Source organism: Sulfurimonas denitrificans DSM 1251 (assembly GCF_000012965.1).
Classification (GTDB): domain Bacteria; phylum Campylobacterota; class Campylobacteria; order Campylobacterales; family Sulfurimonadaceae; genus Sulfurimonas; species Sulfurimonas denitrificans.
This window is the reverse complement of sequence record NC_007575.1, coordinates 192,093-210,837: the sequence shown is the minus strand read 5'-3', so window position 1 is coordinate 210,837 and position 18,745 is coordinate 192,093. Positions and strand designations below refer to the sequence as shown.

Annotated in this window: 19 protein-coding genes and 1 other RNA gene; 13 read left to right on the top strand and 7 right to left on the bottom strand. The window is 30.4% G+C overall.

The annotated features are described in order from the left end of the window. Positions 1-33 precede the first annotated feature (33 nt). Both rplT and rpmI read right to left on the bottom strand, forming a co-directional pair. The gene (gene rplT, locus SUDEN_RS01045; RefSeq protein WP_011371843.1) at positions 34-390 is read right to left on the bottom strand and encodes a 50S ribosomal protein L20; all 357 of its coding nucleotides are present in this window, start codon (positions 388-390) and stop codon (positions 34-36) included. A gap of 107 nt (positions 391-497) precedes the next feature. Further along, positions 498-689, bottom strand: coding sequence for a 50S ribosomal protein L35 (rpmI, locus tag SUDEN_RS01040; protein ID WP_011371842.1), 192 nt, complete (start codon positions 687-689; stop codon positions 498-500). A gap of 66 nt (positions 690-755) precedes the next feature. On the opposite strand from rpmI, the gene SUDEN_RS01035 reads away from it, so the two are divergent. Then, on the top strand, positions 756-986 hold the full coding sequence (locus tag SUDEN_RS01035; RefSeq protein WP_011371841.1) for a hypothetical protein: 231 nt from the start codon (positions 756-758) through the stop codon (positions 984-986). Between the two features lie 102 nt (positions 987-1,088). Here the strand turns inward: SUDEN_RS01035 and ffs are convergent. The 3 genes from ffs to fliS form a co-directional block, all read right to left on the bottom strand. Further along, positions 1,089-1,186, bottom strand: an RNA gene (gene ffs / locus SUDEN_RS11170) — signal recognition particle sRNA small type. 73 nt (positions 1,187-1,259) lie between these two features. Continuing rightward, on the bottom strand, positions 1,260-1,514 hold the full coding sequence (locus tag SUDEN_RS01030) for a hypothetical protein (RefSeq protein ID WP_011371840.1): 255 nt from the start codon (positions 1,512-1,514) through the stop codon (positions 1,260-1,262). Further along, on the bottom strand, positions 1,515-1,877 hold the full coding sequence (gene fliS / locus SUDEN_RS01025) for a flagellar export chaperone FliS (RefSeq protein WP_041672386.1): 363 nt from the start codon (positions 1,875-1,877) through the stop codon (positions 1,515-1,517). It lies immediately after the preceding gene. Between the two features lie 173 nt (positions 1,878-2,050). On the opposite strand from fliS, the gene fliD reads away from it, so the two are divergent. From fliD to SUDEN_RS00965, 12 genes are read left to right on the top strand one after another with little or no spacing between them, the layout of a single operon-like run. Continuing rightward, on the top strand, positions 2,051-3,439 hold the full coding sequence (fliD, locus tag SUDEN_RS01020) for a flagellar filament capping protein FliD (protein WP_011371838.1): 1,389 nt from the start codon (positions 2,051-2,053) through the stop codon (positions 3,437-3,439). Between the two features lie 8 nt (positions 3,440-3,447). Continuing rightward, positions 3,448-5,562 carry a hypothetical protein gene (locus SUDEN_RS01015; protein WP_011371837.1) on the top strand — a complete coding sequence of 705 codons (2,115 nt, stop codon included), beginning with the start codon at positions 3,448-3,450 and terminating at the stop codon, positions 5,560-5,562. A 1-nt stretch (position 5,563) separates the two neighbouring features. Next, positions 5,564-7,531: an asparagine synthase (glutamine-hydrolyzing) gene (asnB, locus tag SUDEN_RS01010; protein ID WP_011371836.1), complete on the top strand. Its 1,968-nt coding sequence runs from the start codon at positions 5,564-5,566 to the stop codon at positions 7,529-7,531. Beyond that, the gene (locus tag SUDEN_RS01005; protein WP_011371835.1) at positions 7,524-8,546 is read left to right on the top strand and encodes a hypothetical protein; all 1,023 of its coding nucleotides are present in this window, start codon (positions 7,524-7,526) and stop codon (positions 8,544-8,546) included. The genes asnB and SUDEN_RS01005 overlap by 8 nt, the downstream gene beginning before the upstream one ends. Positions 8,547-8,549: 3 nt before the next feature. Then, positions 8,550-9,305 carry a class I SAM-dependent methyltransferase gene (locus tag SUDEN_RS01000; RefSeq protein ID WP_011371834.1) on the top strand — a complete coding sequence of 252 codons (756 nt, stop codon included), beginning with the start codon at positions 8,550-8,552 and terminating at the stop codon, positions 9,303-9,305. After that, positions 9,305-10,408: a radical SAM protein gene (locus SUDEN_RS00995; RefSeq protein WP_011371833.1), complete on the top strand. Its 1,104-nt coding sequence runs from the start codon at positions 9,305-9,307 to the stop codon at positions 10,406-10,408. The genes SUDEN_RS01000 and SUDEN_RS00995 overlap by 1 nt, the downstream gene beginning before the upstream one ends. Next, positions 10,409-11,938: a hypothetical protein gene (locus tag SUDEN_RS00990; RefSeq protein WP_011371832.1), complete on the top strand. Its 1,530-nt coding sequence runs from the start codon at positions 10,409-10,411 to the stop codon at positions 11,936-11,938. Next, positions 11,928-12,956, top strand: coding sequence for a radical SAM protein (locus SUDEN_RS00985; RefSeq protein ID WP_011371831.1), 1,029 nt, complete (start codon positions 11,928-11,930; stop codon positions 12,954-12,956). The genes SUDEN_RS00990 and SUDEN_RS00985 overlap by 11 nt, the downstream gene beginning before the upstream one ends. A gap of 2 nt (positions 12,957-12,958) precedes the next feature. Next, entirely contained in the window at positions 12,959-13,873 is a 915-nt protein-coding gene (locus SUDEN_RS00980; RefSeq protein ID WP_011371830.1) for a class I SAM-dependent methyltransferase, read from the top strand. Continuing rightward, positions 13,870-14,964 (top strand): glycosyltransferase, encoded by a 1,095-nt coding sequence (locus SUDEN_RS00975; RefSeq protein ID WP_011371829.1) that lies wholly within the window; start codon positions 13,870-13,872, stop codon positions 14,962-14,964. Before SUDEN_RS00980 ends, SUDEN_RS00975 begins: the two co-directional genes overlap by 4 nt. Next, positions 14,948-15,673 carry a methyltransferase domain-containing protein gene (locus SUDEN_RS00970; RefSeq protein ID WP_011371828.1) on the top strand — a complete coding sequence of 242 codons (726 nt, stop codon included), beginning with the start codon at positions 14,948-14,950 and terminating at the stop codon, positions 15,671-15,673. The genes SUDEN_RS00975 and SUDEN_RS00970 overlap by 17 nt, the downstream gene beginning before the upstream one ends. After that, the gene (locus tag SUDEN_RS00965) at positions 15,674-16,768 is read left to right on the top strand and encodes a glycosyltransferase (protein WP_011371827.1); all 1,095 of its coding nucleotides are present in this window, start codon (positions 15,674-15,676) and stop codon (positions 16,766-16,768) included. Here the strand turns inward: SUDEN_RS00965 and SUDEN_RS00960 are convergent. Continuing rightward, entirely contained in the window at positions 16,738-17,919 is a 1,182-nt protein-coding gene (locus SUDEN_RS00960; RefSeq protein ID WP_011371826.1) for a DegT/DnrJ/EryC1/StrS family aminotransferase, read from the bottom strand. The genes SUDEN_RS00965 and SUDEN_RS00960 overlap by 31 nt on opposite strands. Next, positions 17,916-18,743 (bottom strand): class I SAM-dependent methyltransferase, encoded by an 828-nt coding sequence (locus SUDEN_RS00955; RefSeq protein ID WP_011371825.1) that lies wholly within the window; start codon positions 18,741-18,743, stop codon positions 17,916-17,918. The genes SUDEN_RS00960 and SUDEN_RS00955 overlap by 4 nt, the downstream gene beginning before the upstream one ends. Positions 18,744-18,745 lie beyond the last annotated feature (2 nt).

Here is an 18,745-nt window from a genome sequence, read left to right as displayed (position 1 = left end):
TTACTAAGTGCAGCAATTGTGCACTTAGTTTATTTACTTGAGAGCTGCTTTTGCAGAAGCTGCAACTGCGCTAAATGCTGCTGCATCATTCATTGCCATATCAGCAAGGATTTTACGGTCAAGCTCGATACCAGCTTTGCTTAAACCATTGATGAACGTTGAGTAGTTCATTCCATTTAAACGACAAGCTGCATTGATACGGATAATCCATAGTTTACGGAAATCACGTTTCTTTTGCTTTCTATCGCGGAATGAGTAGTACATTGAGCGCTCTAACTGCTCTTTAGCTTTACGGTAATGTTTACGGCGTCCGCTATAAAAACCTTTTGCTAATTTTAATATTTTTTTGTGTCTTCTTCTACGAACAACACCAGTTTTTACTCTTGGCATATTATTTCCTTTTTTCTTTACCTATGACACGCTCTGTGTTCAAGGTGCCACACTTTAAGTGGTCTTGCCCAACTAATGTAGTTGGAGATTTAACAATCAACTAAAAATTAGTTAATCATAGCCTTAACATTTTTTTCATCAACTTTAGCAATAATTTTTGATTTATGCTGTGTTGTACGAGTTTGTGGATCTTGTTTTGTCAAGATATGGCTTCTAAACGCTGTACCACGTTTAACTGTACCGTTTTTCTTAACTTTAAAACGCTTTACAGCGCCTTTAACAGATTTCATCTTTGGCATCGAAACTCCTTTGTAAATTGAAGCGCAATTATACCCAAAATTTTTAATTTTTGTTATACTCACGCTATGAATTCAATAAAACACATCAATAATGCACTTAGTGATTTAGACAAAGAGGTAGAGGCAATTCTAGCAGACATGAGTCTAGCTATGAATGAAAAAGACAACAGAATGTTACCTCTGTTGCAACAAAAAAGAGTACTTTCTCAAACATTGGAAGATTTAAATTATCTAAAAAACAATCCACCAAAACCAAACCAAGCATGTGGAATATCTAAACACAGAAAAGATAATTAAAAAAATTCAAATTTGAGGTGAAATTTAGTTTTATTGAAGAGTTTACTTGGATTAAATGAGAAAATAAAATTTAGTTTTAATGAAAAAGTTGGATAAAGAGACTCCTCCTCAGATACCTGCGGCACATAGTACATAAAAGCGTGCTGCTGTATTCCTACCCTGACACAGTACCTTAGGGCACCATTGCACAGGTCTAAAGAGAAGCAACGGAATTATAACCAAATATTTTTATACTTAGCTAAATTTTTACTAGAATTTCTTTACATGTAAAACTTAAAATCGTAAATCTAGTTTACTTCTTATTTGTGGTTGAGTGGATTCTAAAAAGTCTATATTTTTTTTCAGTTGCTTCATAGTAAGGGCAGTTTCATTTTTTAGAGTATGCATAACTTCATTAGCCTCTTTTAATAGATATATAGCACTCTCTATCTCTTTTACACTTTCAAACTTAGGTGTAGTTTCTATCAAAATACTTATAGTATCCGCATCTTTTTCTATGATTGCAATTTGTAATTTTTTAATCCACATTTATGTAGTCTCTCTCCACGCCTCAAGAAGAGCTTTAAAAACAGTACTAACTTCATCAAGCTTTGTTGTATCGCCCCTTAAACTTGCAGTTGTTAAAAGCTGAATTTGATAATTATAAAGACCGTTTAAATAATCACTAACCTCGCCTTGTGATTTATCAAGCACTGAGACCAACTCCACTACAATTGCTATAGAGCGATTTGTCCAATAAATCTTTTTTTCAATATTTTTATCATTTATAGCCTTTTTTGCTTGAGCATTAAAGCGAAGTACACCCTCATACAACATCTCTATAAGTTTTGCTGGAGATTCTATACCTACGTTGTTTTGTGCATAAATATTGTGAGCGCTTGAGCCATACATGTTGAGTCCTTTTTGATCGCCGTTTGTTTCTTTCATTGAGAGTATATCGACACAACTTCTATTTTGTTTATAGATAAATCGTAAAATTATCCTTTATAAAATTTATCTAAATATAATTGGAGTATAGTCGATTATAGTGTTATACTTTAAATATTATTTAAAAAGGATTTATTATGGGTTCAAATATTAGCTCACTAGGTATTGGTTCAGGAGTATTGACAGCTGATGTTATTGACCAGCTAAAAGAGGCTGATACATCAAGAATCGTTAAACCTTTAGAAAACAAAATTACTCTTAATAACCAAAAACAAGATGCTTATAAGTTGTTAGATTCTCTTATGAAGACTTTTAAAGCGAGTGCGTCAGCTCTTAGTTATGACACTATTTTTGATAGCAAGAGTGTTAAAAGTAGTGGTAAAGCAGAAGTTAAGGTAGATGCAGGTTCAACTGTAGAGTCTTTTTCACTAGAGACGGTAGCTCTTGCTAAAAAAGATATAACAAAATTTGGCTCAGTTGCTACTCCTGCTTCAACAATAGCATCGGGTGCAGGTGTTTTAAAAATAAATAATTTTGAAATACCTTATGATGGAACAACAACCCTCTCAGCTCTAGCTCAATCTATTACTGAAATTGCGGGTAGCTCTGTTTCAGCTTCTGTTTTACAAACAGGAAATGGCTCTTATAACTTAGTTCTCTCATCAAAATCAACAGGAGCTTCTCAAGCTATAAGCGTCTCAGATACTGATGATGGAACTGCTGGCGCAGGCTCTTTAAATGCTGCTTTATTTGATCCTTACAATGCGATTACAAATCCTAATGGATATGAAAAAGTACAAACAGCATCAGATGCAACTTTTAAATATAACGGTATTGCAATGACAAGAGCAACGAATGAGGTTAGTGATCTTATTCTTGGCGTAAATATCAAACTAAAACAAGAAGGAGACTTCTCTTTAGTTGATATATCACAAGATAGTACTGCTATTAGTGATGAGTTAAAACTCTTTACAGATAGCTATAATGCACTTATAGCTAATCTACATGATATGACATTAAAAGATGAAGCGACTGGGGCTGAGGGGATTTTCAATGGAAACTCATTTGTAAAGTCTATCTCTAGAGACTTAACAAGAACGATAACCTCACTAAATACAAATAATAACTCTCTAATAAACTATGGAATAGACATAGATAGAAGTGGAAAGATGAGCTTTAATAAAGCAACTTTAGAAACAAAACTAAAAGAGGACCCTGATGCAGTAAAACTGTTTTTTACTGGAGGAACTAATAGTGAAGGAAATAAAGTTACAGGTTTTTTTACCACTGTTGATGAGAAGCTAAAGAGTTATACTGGATATGGAAATTTACTCAGCAACTTTGAAACCGACCTTAAAAACGAGGGGAAGAGTCTATCTAAGAATCATGCAGCAGCAAAAGCATCACTTGATACAAGATATGAAATAATGGCAAAAAGATTTACTGCATATGATGGAATGATAAGCAGAATCAACTCACAATTTTCATCTCTTCAAATGATGATAGATGCTGAAGCAAATAATTAAAATACTATATGAAGCAAGTTAGCACCTACTATTTTAATCCTCAAGTTGCTCTTTATGATGCTTTACACAGTGAAAATAGTGTAGATACTCTCTTTTTTTATGATGGTGTTTTTCTACAAGAAGCACCATTAAACTGTATTAATGTTCCAATTGGGACTTTTTTTGATTACTTCTCAAAAACTATACACCCTCAAATTATAAAATTAAATTTTGATGGTGTTGGTTTTTCAGATGATACAAAAGAGCAGATTGCGCAAAGCATTACTCAGGCAATAGACTCCATAAAAAAACAGAAAGAAGATATAGTCAACACTTTTTTAGATACAGATGTGTGCGCCTCAAATCTCAATGTCATGTTGTTGGTTTTTTTACAATATGTTAGAGATAATGAAGAGCCAAACAAAGATATAATCTTAAAATTACTCACAATAACAATTTTTTTTAAAGAGCATATTCTAACCATAGAACCCATAATTATAGAACTCTCAACATCTATACTAAAGCATCTTCAAAGAGATAAAAATATCTTTAACATCCATCTAAACTATGCTTTGGAGCTTATACAAGGTCTTCCTTTGAAAGAGGTTGAAGCTGAGTATTTTAAGCTGCTCTCAGAACATCAAACAATTTTAGACATAATACAAAACTTCGTTCTCATAAAGACAATATTTAATCAAGATAGGTTTAAAGAGTATATTGAAAAGTTTTCTCTTGCTCTTTTTGATGATAACTTTTTTGAATCAAGTACCTTGGAACAAAAAAAGAAAATCTTTAAGCTCTACTATCTAAGTGTTTTAAAATACAATAGGAGCAGAGACTATATAGCTATTTATAAAGTTTTATATCCTATTTTTGAAAAAGCAATTCAAAGAGAACTAGATGAATTAATATTTTACATGTACACTCCTTTGCTTATGTCTTGGGACGAGACTGCACCATCTCAAGATGGGCTAAAAGAGTTTAACGATAAGATAGAAAAACCTATAGAGAATTTAATAAAGAGTAAATTAATCAAGAAATATGATTTAAAACCAAACAAAAAAAAGATAGATAATAGTAAAAAAATAAAAGTTGCTTTTTTGATAGATAGAGTCATACCCTACTCTATATACAACGTTTTTTACTCTCTTTTAGAATCTCTATCCAAAGCGCCTACTGCTGAGTATGAGTTTATCATCTATAATCTAAATTTTATAGAGTCTGGCTCACTAGATGAAACAGTCCAAGAGTTAAAAGAGTTGGGTTTTAAGTATGTAGATTTACATAAAGAGTATGTTGGTGATGAGTATCCATTTTATGAGATAATAGAAAAAACCCTCAAGGTTAGAGATAGACTTATAGAAGAGAAGATAGACATGATAATAGGCTTCAACTCTCGTCCTGAGTACAACTTCCTCTTTACAACTCGCACTGCTCCTAAACAGATTTACTGGAGCCATGGAAATAATGAGTATGATTTAGAAAATATTGATAAAAAAATAGCTCATGGTAGTATTGGGGATAGATTAGATTTTGATAGTTTTAGCATTAACATGGAAGAAGATTATTATAACCCTCATGTAGATATGAATGAAGTTAAAAAAATCAAGGATAGTTACCCAAAAGATAGTTTTATTTTAGGAACTATTGGAAGACTAATCAAAATAGAGGATGATGAGTATCTCCAAACTGTAGCATCTATCATGAAAAAAAACCCGCAAACTATCTATTTGGCTTGTGGAAGCGGAAAACAAGAATCTATCAAAAAGAGAATTGAACAATTAGGCATATCCGATAGATTCTTTTTCCCTGGATATATAGACACACATGTTTATGGTCATGTAATTGATTTGTGGCTAGAACCTTTTAAAATTTCAAACGGTGAAAGCTTAAATGAGTATATGTATAAAAACAGACCATATATAGCACTGTGGAATGAATGGAGTGAAAAAGACAAACTCAAAGAGTCCTATTTGTATGATAAATATGTATGGCCATATTCAATACAAAACTATATAGATGTTGCCGATGAACTTATAAACAACAAAGAGCTCGTTGAATTTGTACTTGAAAAAAGAAAACCTATAAATGAAGAAGCATTAAAACAGATAAACAAAACATTTTTAGATGCAATAAAAGATTAATATGTGTGGAATTATTGGCGTAGTATCATTAAAAAAGCCATCTCTCAATATAGAATACACTAATGCTATGATTAAAACCCTTCATCACAGAGGTCCCGATGGTAGTGGCTCATGTTTTTTTCATACTGGATGTCGCCACACAAAACGAATATCTTTTTTTAAAGCTTACTATAAAAATATAAATACTAATGAACTTCATCCTCATGATTGGGACTTGTTTTTTGGTCATACTAGGCTATCTATTCAAGATTTAAGCATAAATGCACACCAGCCTATGAGCGATTTGTCTCAAAATATTTGGATTACCTATAATGGTGAGATATATAACTTTAAAGAGTTAAAAGCAGAACTTCAAATATGCGGACACAGATTCAAATCAAATAGCGATACAGAAGTAATTATCTACTCATATATAGAGTGGGGAATAGAGTGTATAAAAAAATTCAATGGAATGTTTGCTTTTGCTCTGTATGACAACTTTAAAAAAGAACTGTTTTTAACACGGGACAGATATGGTATAAAACCTCTTTACTACACTCTTAACAACGATGGAACCTTACTTTTTGCAAGTGAGACCAAATCTATTTTGGAGTACAAAGATTACAGCTATGAAGTTGACAAAGCAGCTCTTGTTGAGTACTTTACTTTTCAAAACATTTTTACAGATAAAACACTCCATGAAAATATAAAACTTCTTCCTGCTGGAAACTACATAAAGATAAATCTTAGAGAAAAAGAACACTCTTTAAAAACACAGCAATATTGGGATTTTGATTTTACTAAACCACTAAACTTAAAAGATGAAAGAGAGTATACAGAAGAACTTGATAGGCTATTTACACAGGCCGTAAATAGACAACTAGTAAGTGATGTAGAGGTTGGAAGTTATTTGAGTGGCGGAATAGATAGCGGGGCTATTGCAGCTATAGCTTCTAAAAGCATTAAGAATCTAAAGACTTTCACAGTCGGTTTTGACTTAAACAGTGCAAGCGGTTTGGAACTCGCATATGATGAAAGACAAAAAGCTGAGTATATGTCATACCTTTTTAAAACAGAACACTATGAAATGGTCTTAAAATCAGGGGATATGGAAAGATGCTTAAGTGACTTTACCTACCATCTTGAAGAACCTCGTGTTGGACAGAGTTATCCAAACTACTATGCCAACAAACTTGCAAGCAAATTTGTAAAAGTAGTTCTAGCAGGAACAGGAAGTGATGAACTTTTTGCAGGCTATCCTTGGAGATATTATAGAGCTGTAAATAATGTTGATTTTGATGAATACATAAATAAATATTATGAATTTTGGCAAAGACTAATCCCAAACAGAGAGATTTGTAAAGTATTTAAGCCAATCTGGGGAGATGTCAAAGATGTTTGCACAAGAGATATTTTTGCTGATGTATTTAAAAAACATAGCAATAGACTAACTTCTCCTGAAGATTATGTAAATCATTCACTATATTTTGAAGCAAAAACATTTCTACATGGTTTGCTCGTAGTTGAGGACAAACTCTCTATGGCGCACTCGCTTGAAACTAGGGTTCCCTTTTTGGATAATGATTTAGTCGATTTTTCTCAGCAAATTCCAGTAAATCTAAAACTATCAAACCTTCAAAATATTATAAGCATGAATGAAAATGAAACTGGCAATAAACAGCACAAATATTTTCAAAAAAGTAATGACGGGAAAAATATTTTACGCGAAACGGCAAGCCGTTATATCCCAAATAATATTACAACATTGACAAAACAAGGATTTTCAAGTCCAGATGCCAGTTGGTTTAAGGGGGAAAGCATAGAGTTTGTTAAAGAGAAACTCTTAAACAAAGATGCAAATATATACAAATACATGGACAAAGATGCAGTACAAAGTTCTGTAAATGAACACCTAAATGGGAAACAAAACAGAAGACTCTTTATCTGGAGTTTGCTTAACTTTGAAGAGTGGAGTAATATCTATGGATAATTTTGCAAGTATTAAAAATCAAATTAAAAAATCTATTGCTAATTTTAACTTAGACTTATCAAATAAAATAATTTTAACAGAAGCTGCCACAGGAAACTATGTTGTCACACCAGCTATTGCTGCATTAGCTGGAGCAAAATATGTTTATGCATTTACTAAAGATTCTAAATATGGTTCGGTTGAGGATGTTAAAAAGCAAACAAATAATTTATTAAAATATTTAAATCTCGAAGATAGAGTTGAAATTATTACAGATATAAACAGTCTAAATTTAGATGAAGTTGATATTTTAACAAATACAGGTTTTTTAAGACCCATTGATGATAAAATTATAAATAAACTTAATTCAAAATGTGTTATCCCACTAATGTGGGAAACTTGGGAGTATAGGAAAAGTGACCTTGACATAGAAGAATGTGCCAAAAAAAACATAAAGGTATATGGTACAAATGAGGATGACTCTAGACTAAGAACTAAAGAGTATTTAGGATATATGGTTTTAAAATTTTTATTAACTTTGAATCATACACCCATTTCATCAAATATATTAATTTTAGGTTGTAACCATTTCACACTATATGTGCAAAAGGTTTTAAATCAAAATGACTATAATTATACTATTATAAATGAATACAAGAATATTATTAATATAGATTCCTATGATGCTATTGTTTTACTTGAACACCATAATAATAAGTTACTAATTGGCGATAGTGGCTACATTAAAACAAAAGATATAAGATCAGATGTAGATGTTATTCATATTTGTGGTTCAGTTGACTTCACTAATGCTAATTTTAATTATATTCCAAAAGTTCCAGCTTCATTTGGCAATATGAGTTATACAGTTGATAACATAGGTAGCAATGTAATTATCGAATTACATACGGCTGGACTTAAAGTTGCTACTGGAATGATTGAAGCAAATAGCTTAAACTTAAAAAAGAGTGAGTATAAAGATTTTATGCAAAACAACTACCCCGCAATGTCTTTTAAAGACGAAAAATATTGGTAAATCATGACTAATAATATAATTGAAAAATATAAAAAAATTTTACAAAAACAAGATTTTGAATTTTTAAAACGTATCTACTCTAATGATATAAAAGTTTACGAGAAGCGTATTTTACAATATGAATTTACTAACTTTGAAAATGTTTTAGATGCAGGATGTGGATTTGGTCAATGGAGTATTCCTTTAGCTAAACACAACACCAATGTTTATTCTATTGACATATCTAAAGAGCGTGTTTCTTTTACAGAAGAGTTAGCACAAGAATTAAATATAAAAAACTTAACAACTTCACTACAAAGTATCAATAGCACTAATTTTAAAGATAACTCTTTTGATGCCATTTTTTGCTATGGTGTGTTTTTTTTAACAGATTGGAAAAAGACCTTACAAGAATTTAAAAGATTACTAAAACCAAAAGCAAAATTATATTTAAACGCAAATGGAATGGGATGGTATCTAAATCTTCTCATAAATGAGCATAACAAAACGAGTTCTTATAATCCAAGAAAATATGCTCTTGATTGTATTATAAATACCGAAAGATATATAAACAATAAAAGTTTATATCAAGAAGGTTTAGATGTTATAATAGAAAAAAATGAACTTTTAGATGCTCTAAAGTTATATGATTTTTTTGATATTGTTGTTGCTGATGAAGGAAAGCTCAACTCTCAAGAAGCACATAGTTTTTTTAAAGGTACTTATCATGGACAAACAGGTGTTTATGAGCTTACTGCACTTAAGGACAAAAGCAACTAATGTCGTATGTAAATAATAAAAACTTAATATATAAATTTTATTCTACTCGTTCACTAAAAGGATTTGCAAAAAACTTCCTACTAAAGAGCATGGCTGGACAAAAGATGTTTTTATATAACAAAAATATTCCTAGAGTTATTAATATATCTTTTAACGAACACACATGTATGTTTAAGTGTAAGATTTGTCCATATTCACAAAATGAAGTTGCAGATATGTATAAACAAAAAAAAGAAATGTCTTTTGAAACTTTAAAAAATATAGTTTCAAGTGTACCAAATGATTCTTTTTATAGTTTTGATATATCTTCTATTGGAGAAACTTTAGAGTTTAAGAATTTAGCAAAGTTTATATCCTATATGAAAGAACAAAAACCCCTTGTAAACACTATTATATCTACAAACGGACTTTTATTAAATGAAAAAATAGCAAGAGATTTAATAAAAAGCGGTCTTGATAATATTCAGTTTAGTTTATTCGCAGGGGATGAAGATGGACATAAATTTGTTACACAATCGGATAGCTTTACTAAAGTAAAAAAAAATATAATAAATTTTAAAAAAATCAAAGACTCTTTGGGTTCTAAAACTCCATTTACACAAACTTTTATGATAGAAACAAAAGAGAACAAACATCTCTCAAATTCTTTTGTAGAAAAATGGAGTAGCTTTGTAGATAAAGCTTTTATTCGTCATATGTACAAGATGGGACATCCTATTGATGGAATGACACCAAGTTATGAAGATGAAAATCATAAAAAAGAAAGATACCCTTGTGTCGCTCCTTGGTATTCAACTTCCATCATTTCTAATGGTGATGTTTTGGGATGCTATATGTTTAACTGGCACGCAAAAGAAAAGGAGTCTATGGTTATAGGAAACATTAATAAAAATACACTAAGTGAGATTTATACTTCAAAAAACAATCAAGATTTTAGAGATAATCAACTTGACTTAAATTTTAAATCATGTGAAGCTTGTAAAGATTGCAATCTATGGGATGCTTACACAAATATCTGGGAAAAGGACTCAAAGTCTTACAAATATAGCTCCCTTAAAGTATTTGATTTTTTTAACACTAAACTTGAATATAGAGGTGGTTAAATGACAGTTTGGCTTATATTGCTTATAGCCTTTATATTACGCATAATACCTCGCTTAATCTCTAAAAATAGTTGGAATTATGACACTTACTTTCACATGGCAATCTCTAGAATTATTAAAAAACATAACTATAAAATACCAAAAGACAAAGGTCGTTTTAGTTTAGATGATAACATGGACTATCCTTGGTTATTTCACTGGTTATTCTCTTTTGTTCCTGATAAAAACATTTATTTGGCAGAAAAAATCTCATCGGCAATAATAGATGTTATTCATATTGCTTTAGCGATGTGGATTTCTCATAAACTTTTTATTAACCTAGATATGCAAAATGCAAACGGACATCTTTGGGTTGGATTTTTAATGGCAATTTCACCATCGTTTTTAAGAATCGGTATGGGTCCTAGAGCCTACAATGCAACTCCTAGAGTATTGTCTCAACTTTTATTGTTTATATTTTTTGTTTCATTAGCATTCTTTTATCAAGAAGGCTCAACAACTTGGCTAATCATAGGACTTGTTTGCAGTGTGTTGATAAACATATCTAGTATATTCGGATTTCAATTCATTTGGTTTATAAGCATCATATTAGCCTTATTCGGATTTTATGAAGCACTTGTATTAACTATACTCGGACTTATAATATCTTTTTTAATTTTTGGCAATAAAGTTTATATTGTTATTCGTGGAAATGTATTGAGTATGAAGTATTATTATTCTACACTGGCTAAAAATTATGTCGGTTTAATAGAGCAAAAAGCTTGTATAAGTTGCTACTTTAAGAGATTTAAACAAAACTTTTTAACTACAAAGATGCTTAACTGGTTTATGATGGATCAATATCCTCTTCATATTTTAATCTTTTTTATGCCTCAAGCATTAATTGTTTTATTTTATCAAGACTATTTAAGTCAAGATAGTGATTTTCTATTTATAGTATTTCTATCTTCGTTTATACTGTTTTTGTTAGTTTTAATTCCAAAATTTGTGTTTATAGGTGAAGCTGAAAGGTATTTGGAGCATACTCTATTTATTCAAATTTTTTTATTCGTTGAGATATTTGCCAATCTAAACAACACTGTTTTGATTATTATTTCTATATGGTATATAATATGTTATACACAGTACATCAGGTTATATTTAAAATATTACAAAAATATTAAAGTGCCTTATAAGTTAATAGAACAAATAGATAAAGAAGAAAATATCATCTATCCTTTAGGTCAATATAGTTGGATATTATTATACAATTTAAAAAAAGCAAAAATTTGTTACTATTCAACTTCTTGGACAAATTCTAAAGTTTCACAAGAGGATTTACATCTTATCACAGGAAACTACCCATATCCTGGTACAAATTTAAGAGTACTAAAACAAAAATTTGGAATTACCCATATATTAACGAATGAGTTAGCAATACAAAATTATAAAAACTTTATCAAAAACACACAAAATGACAATTTAGAGTTTATAGATAAAGAAGATAACTGTATTATATATAAAATAGAGGATTTCAAAAATGAATCATAATATAATTAGTTACAACTACCCTAAAAGTGCTACTATTAATATAGAAGGTTTGTGTAATTTTAAATGTAATTACTGTCCATATCATAGTCAAACAAGAACTACATACACAGAAAAAAATAACTATAAAATAAGTTTTGACACTGCAAAAGAACAGATAGATATATTAAAAAGCTATGGAGTAAAGCATATAAATATATGTGCTACTGGTGAGCCTTTTTTAAATTTTGATATATTTAAAATATTTAAATATATCAAAAATGTTGGTTGTACATCATCTGTTTTAACAAATGCCTCTTCTGTGATTTCTAAGTCTTTACAAGAGATTATAGATAGTGATTTGCTATATTTTTCAACTGATTTAGATGCTGACAATAGAGAAACTTTTAAAGAGATACAAGGTAGAGACCAATTTGATGCTTGGTATAAAAATATTGAAAGTTTAAATAAACTAAGAAAGCTTAACGATAATAAAATGAAAATTGTTGTTAACACTATTATAAATAAAGATACTTTTAATGAACTTGATGGGATGCTCGATATCTGTATTGACTTAGGTATTGATGAGTGGAGTTTAAATGTTTTAGTAGCAGAAGACTCAAACGACTACATTAACAATATAAAATCTATGAGATATGAACGAGAACTAGTTTCTAGTAAAATTGAAAAGTTAAAAAAAAGAGCAAATGACAATAATATAAGACTACAAAGTCCTGAATATTTTGATATAAACATTGATATATACAATGATTTAGAATGTAATAAGCCTTGGAGAGAATCCATAATGATTAATGTACCACTCCCAAATGATGAACCTGGGGAGAATATAGGTAGAGTTGTAATAGGATGCACTACAAACAAATCAGTTGAATATAATTTAGGAAATATCCATAAAAATACTTTAGAAGAAATTTGGAATGGCTCAGAGTTTCAAAGATTTAGAAAAAATTTCATCGATGGATGCGATAAAGAGTGTTCGGACGATTGCCTTTATCATAAGTTTACAAAAAAAGACAATTAGAGATGCTACAAAAAAGAGACTCTTGCCCTGTTTGTGACTCAAAAGAGTCTTCTACTGTTTGTGAGTTTAAGTATGAAAAACTTTACGACTTTTTCTCTGTTTATGATGGTTTTAATGATGAGGACTTTAACACTATAAAAGATGATTTTTACACATTGTTAAAATGCAAAAACTGTGAGCATCATTACCAGCAAATGGTTGCAGATGAAGATTTCTCATATACTTTATATGAAAAATGGATAAATCCAGAAAAATCGTATAAATATCAAAAGAGCAAATATAATAGTAGATTTTTCAATATCTTAGGGTATGAGATAAATCTACTTTTTCATCACTTTAACAAAGACGCATCAACCATAAAAATTCTAGACTTTGGTGCAGGTTGGGGTGATTTTGCCATCTTAGCCAAAGCTCATGGTTTTGATGTTTATGCAGTAGAGCTATCAGATGTTCGTCTTAAAAACTTACAAAAAAATAATATAAAAATAGTCTCACTTCAAGAGTGCGATATCAAATTTGACTATATTAGAAGTGACCAAGTTTTTGAGCATCTAAGCAGTCCAAAAACACTGCTCAAACAACTAACAAACCTTTTAAACAAAGATGCAATACTTAGAGTTGCAGTACCAAACACAGATGCTCTTTATGAAAAACTACAAGTTACAGAGATAAACCATGCATCAGATTTTCAAAATGAGTTTAATGCCATCTTTCCACTAGAGCATCTAAACTGCTTTAATCCAAAAAACTTAGAGTTAATGGCAAATAGTGTTGGACTCAAAAAGTACAAATTTCCGCTAAAGGCAGAGTACGCATCTTCTACAAACTGGGCTTTAGAAAACATTTTTAGCAATCTCTACAAGCCCATCATCAACAGATATTTAAAAGATAAAAACAATATGTGTTTTACAAAATGAAGATATTATTTATCATCGACACTATGTCAACAGGCGGAGCTCAAAAAGTTTTACTATCACACTGCGAATACCTTGTAAAATGCTCTCATCAAGTTACATTAGTCAGTTTAAAAAAAATCAACAAACATAAAATTAGTGATAAAATAAACTATGTAGAGCTAATTGATTTAAATGAAAAAATAACCACAAATATTTTTAGTATTTTACAAGAACTAAGCATATATGTAAAACAAGTTGAGATAATAGTAGGTTTTAGTGATTTTATTGTTAATTACATAGCTTATCTATCTGCAAAAGTATATGATAAGCCTTTGCTAATTTGTGTAAGAAATCAGTTGAGTAAACAGATAGAAACTTATCCACAACACACAGAGATAAACAAAGACTTAATGTCATTTATTTTGTCAAACTCAAATGTTTTGGTGCAATCTGAAGTCATAAAAAAAGATATGCTTGATAACTTCAATATAAAAAATGCCAAAGTAACCGTTTTAGCAAATCCAATCTCAATGAAAATCATAAAACCTAAAAATATCTTTGATTCACACAAAAAGAACATAGTTGTTGTAGGTAGGTTGAGTATACAAAAAAACATACTTCTCATCATTAAAGCCTTACCTCTTTTGAAAAAAGAGTATTTGGAGAGACTATGCTTACACATTATTGGCGATGGAGATGAACATACTAAACTTGAAAAAGAAATAAACTCATTAAATCTCAATAAATATATTAAATTTCACGGTTATAAAAAAGAAATCCTACCCTATATAAATGAAGCAGATATAATGATTTTAGCATCTAGATTTGAAGGTCAGCCAAATGTTATTTTAGAAGCGTTTTCTCAAAACACGCTAGTATTGGCTTCGGATATTGAACCGATAAAAGAGCTAGTAAATGACAATGAAAACGGTGTTTTATTTAAAGATAATGATGTAAATAGTTTAGTTAGTAAGTTAGTATATTGTTTAGATAATGATTTAAACAAGCTTGTTAAAAATGCTTACACTTCATTAGAACGGTATGGTGATGTTCATCATAAATTTGAAAATATTTTAAAAAACATAGTGAGTGATTATGAAAAAAAGAATTGAAGTTTTACATAAAATAATTGCACAAAAGCAAAAAGGCACTAAAGACAAAAGAATGTATTCTTATTTAAATACAAAGAAATACGGTTATGAAAAGATTAACAACTATTTTTGCGGTGAAAATGTTTTAGAACTAGGAACTGATGGTAGTTCTACCTCATCTATTTTAGTTAGATGGTCTAAAAAACTTACAATTGTTGATATGCATGATAAGTTTACATCTCAAATACAAAAAGATGAAAAACTCAAAGATGTAAATTTTATACTTTCATCTTGGGAAGAGTATAAACCTGATGAAAAGTTTAGCGATATATTTTTAACTGATTCGCTAGAACATATACAAGAGCCTGTAAAGCTCTTAAAACTGATAAAAAACTGGCTGAGTGAAGATGGAAGATTGCATATCATAGTTCCAAATGCTTTGAGTATTCATAGGTTGGTCGGTGTTGAAATGGGCTTTTTAAGTTCTCCGTATGAGCTAAATGACAATGATATAAGTTCAAACCATATAAAAGTCTATGACCATAATATCTTAAAACAAGAGATAAAAGATGCTGGACTAAATATTGTAGTTTGTGAGGGTGTACAGTTTAAGCCAAATACGGATATTCAACTAGCCGATTTAGATGAAAATTTCTCTAGAGCATTAAACAATCTCTCATATATGTTCAATGAATACTGTGCTGAAATATATGTGTGCTGTAAGTTATAAATGAAAAAAATAGCCTTTTTCACACAAAATCTCTCAACTGGAGGAGTTCAAAAATCTGTTTCTTCTTTAGCAAACTACTTAGCATCTTACTATGATGTTTCAATTATTCTCGCAGAAGACAACAAAGCTCTAAACTACTTCATAGATAAAAAAATAAAAATCCATAAAATCAAAACAAAAAAAGTAGATATTAAAAAAGATGGAGTGGGAAGAGAGCTGTTTGATTACAGAGCATCTGAGCTTGATAAAATCTTACATGACCTAGATGCAGATTTGACTATCAGCTACGAAGACTACAACAACTTCATTTTGCTTCAAACAAAAAACGGATGCAAAAAAGTTCTCTCTTGTCGAGTCAGTCTAAGTGAGAGCTACAAAAAAGATAGTTTTATTCATCTGTTGGAGAGTTCATTTTACTTTGAGATGATTAAAGAAAGCTACCAAAAAGCTGACTTGATTATAGCAGTTGCCAAACATATTGAAAATGAACTTCTACAACTAAACTCGGCAATAAACAGCCGTACTATCTACAACGGTATTAAAGAAATGATATCTGTTGAAGATGAAACAGAGCATAATAATTTCATACTAAATGTAGGACGCTTACATCCGCAAAAAGGTCAAAAAGACCTCATCTACGCTTTTAATGATATAAAAGATGAAATAAATGAGAAGTTGATTATTCTTGGTGATGGCGGACTTAGGCAAGAGTTGGAGAGTTTGATTTTAGAGTTGAACTTGCAAAACAGAGTTCTTTTAAAAGGTTTTGCAAATCCATACCCATATATAAAAAAATGTTCTCTTTTTGTTTTTCCATCATACTATGAAGGTTTTTCAAACTCTATCTTAGAGCTTATGAGTGTGAAAAAAGCTATTGTGTCATACAACTACAAAGGTGCTGATGAGATACTTCCAAAAGGGTCTTTAGTAGAACTAAGCGATACTGAAAATCTCTCAAAAAAGATTCTTCATTACCTAAAGAACAAAAGCAATAAACAAAACTTAGGGAACAAACTTTATGAAATTTGCAAAAAGTTTACTTTGCAAAAAAGCTTTGATAGCTTTCACTCTGAGTTTGAACAACTCTTAAGCTGAGATACTACATAATCAAACTCTTCATCACTCATCTGTGGATACAATGGAAGAGCAATAGTGAGTCTATCTGCTGCATAACTCATTAAAAAATCTTCACTCTTTAAGTCATACTTCTCTTTATAAAAACCAAGAGTATGAACTGCGTGAGTACCTTGTCTTGTAGCAATTCCGCAAGACTCTAACTTTTTCATAAAAATATTTCGTTTTATATTTATAATATCTATCTTTTCTTTAGTAAGATTTCTCACATCTTGAGAGTCTGTAAATAAACAGACATAAGATTGATAGCCGTGAACATACTCAACACTAAATGTTGGGACTTGTAAAAAATTCAACTCTTTTAGAGCCTCATCATATCTCTTAGCTAAAATTCTTTTTTTACACATTATCTCAGATGCTTTTTTCATTTGACAAACACCAAGTGCTCCTTGCATATCAGTCATTCTATAATTAAAACCCGCAAAGTTAAACTCGGGAAGCAGACTTCCGCCTTCTTTATGTCTTAACATATCGCTTTTACTTGCGCCGTGGTCTTTTAGCTGTGCTATTTTTGAGTTAAGTTCATCATCATTCGTAATTAGCATTCCGCCCTCTCCAGTGCAAAGAGACTTTCTTGGATGGAAAGAAAAACAGCCGATATCCCCGAAAGTTCCAGAGTGCTTCTGACCAAGCCAAGCATCAAATCCACAAGCAGAATCTTCTATAACTTTTAAATTATATTTTTTTGCAAGTTTTATTATCTCTTCTAAATTAGCACATAGTCCAAAAAGATTCACAGCGATTATTACCTTTGTTTTTTTCGTTATCAGAGTTTCTATTTTACTGACATCCATGTTAAAACTATCAAGTTCTATATCGCAGAAGAGTGGTTTTGCACCTACATGTTCTACAACATTTGCTGTTGCTATATATGTAAAAGATGGAATTATTACTTCATCATCAGCTCCAATATCCAAAGCGACTAAAGCCAAATGAAGAGCTGTTGTACAACTCGTTGTGGCATGTGCATATTTTACCTCTACATGTGAGGCAAAAAGAGTTTGGAATTCTTGAACAAACTTCCCCTGAACAACCCAACCGCTATGCAACGGTTTTAGTATATTTTCATCTTCGCATTCATCAAAATAAGGTTTGGAGATAGGTATATTCATTTATCTTCCTTTGTAAAAACTATCATTCTGTTTGTTAGAATAGAGTAAAAAAATGCATGTATTTTTAAGTATATTTTCACTCCGTAACCAAAACTATTTAAATTACTCTTATTATCATATCTTCTTTGTTTATATAAAAGAAGTTCTCTTAATGTAAAAACTTTGTCTTTTTGCACTCTAAGAGAACGTCTTTCGTACGAGTAGTCTTTTTTGGCAAAACCGCCATCTTTAAACAGCTTGTCAAACTCATTATGAAACCTGTAAAAGCATGATGTTTTTAAATAATCATTTTGTATCTTGGCATACTTTCTTGGCTCATCTATTTTTTTTAGCTTTGCAAAAAAAAAGATGTAATTTTCTCTAAATTTACTATATTTTAAATAATGTACGAATGGTATTTCAAGATGCGGCTCAACTATCGTATAGCTAGATGGAAACTCTAAGTAAACTTTACCATCAACTTTTACAACTCGATAAAGCTCTTTAATAACTTCTTCTATATTGCTAATATGTTCAAAGACTTGAAAAGATACTACACAATCAAAAAACTCATCTTCAAAAGGTAATCTGAAGCCATGATTTTTAATGGTATAACCATCTCTTATTATTGGGATAGCTCTTAGTAAATCAGGGTTTAGAAATGATTCTTGAAATCTTCTTTTTGCTAAATTTATGATATCTAATTGAATATCTACTCCGTAGCATGTATATTCATTCTCATTGATAAATTTTACTAGGTTTGCATCACCACAACCAAAATCTAGAACTCTATCACCTCTTTTAACATCTAAGGAGTTCAAAATTTCCATGATAATATTTTGCATAT

Bases quoted from the DNA above. Each gene is read 5' to 3' on its own strand.
- rplT (WP_011371843.1), bottom strand. From the start codon at position 390: ATGCCAAGAGTAAAAACTGGTGTTGTTCGTAGAAGAAGACACAAAAAA.
- rpmI (WP_011371842.1), bottom strand. From the start codon at position 689: ATGCCAAAGATGAAATCTGTTAAAGGCGCTGTAAAGCGTTTTAAAGTT.
- SUDEN_RS01035 (WP_011371841.1), top strand. From the start codon at position 756: ATGAATTCAATAAAACACATCAATAATGCACTTAGTGATTTAGACAAA.
- SUDEN_RS01030 (WP_011371840.1), bottom strand. From the start codon at position 1,514: ATGTGGATTAAAAAATTACAAATTGCAATCATAGAAAAAGATGCGGAT.
- fliS (WP_041672386.1), bottom strand. From the start codon at position 1,877: ATGTATGGCTCAAGCGCTCACAATATTTATGCACAAAACAACGTAGGT.
- fliD (WP_011371838.1), top strand. From the start codon at position 2,051: ATGGGTTCAAATATTAGCTCACTAGGTATTGGTTCAGGAGTATTGACA.
- SUDEN_RS01015 (WP_011371837.1), top strand. From the start codon at position 3,448: ATGAAGCAAGTTAGCACCTACTATTTTAATCCTCAAGTTGCTCTTTAT.
- asnB (WP_011371836.1), top strand. From the start codon at position 5,564: ATGTGTGGAATTATTGGCGTAGTATCATTAAAAAAGCCATCTCTCAAT.
- SUDEN_RS01005 (WP_011371835.1), top strand. From the start codon at position 7,524: ATGGATAATTTTGCAAGTATTAAAAATCAAATTAAAAAATCTATTGCT.
- SUDEN_RS01000 (WP_011371834.1), top strand. From the start codon at position 8,550: ATGACTAATAATATAATTGAAAAATATAAAAAAATTTTACAAAAACAA.
- SUDEN_RS00995 (WP_011371833.1), top strand. From the start codon at position 9,305: ATGTCGTATGTAAATAATAAAAACTTAATATATAAATTTTATTCTACT.
- SUDEN_RS00990 (WP_011371832.1), top strand. From the start codon at position 10,409: ATGACAGTTTGGCTTATATTGCTTATAGCCTTTATATTACGCATAATA.
- SUDEN_RS00985 (WP_011371831.1), top strand. From the start codon at position 11,928: ATGAATCATAATATAATTAGTTACAACTACCCTAAAAGTGCTACTATT.
- SUDEN_RS00980 (WP_011371830.1), top strand. From the start codon at position 12,959: ATGCTACAAAAAAGAGACTCTTGCCCTGTTTGTGACTCAAAAGAGTCT.
- SUDEN_RS00975 (WP_011371829.1), top strand. From the start codon at position 13,870: ATGAAGATATTATTTATCATCGACACTATGTCAACAGGCGGAGCTCAA.
- SUDEN_RS00970 (WP_011371828.1), top strand. From the start codon at position 14,948: ATGAAAAAAAGAATTGAAGTTTTACATAAAATAATTGCACAAAAGCAA.
- SUDEN_RS00965 (WP_011371827.1), top strand. From the start codon at position 15,674: ATGAAAAAAATAGCCTTTTTCACACAAAATCTCTCAACTGGAGGAGTT.
- SUDEN_RS00960 (WP_011371826.1), bottom strand. From the start codon at position 17,919: ATGAATATACCTATCTCCAAACCTTATTTTGATGAATGCGAAGATGAA.
- SUDEN_RS00955 (WP_011371825.1), bottom strand. From the start codon at position 18,743: ATGCAAAATATTATCATGGAAATTTTGAACTCCTTAGATGTTAAAAGA.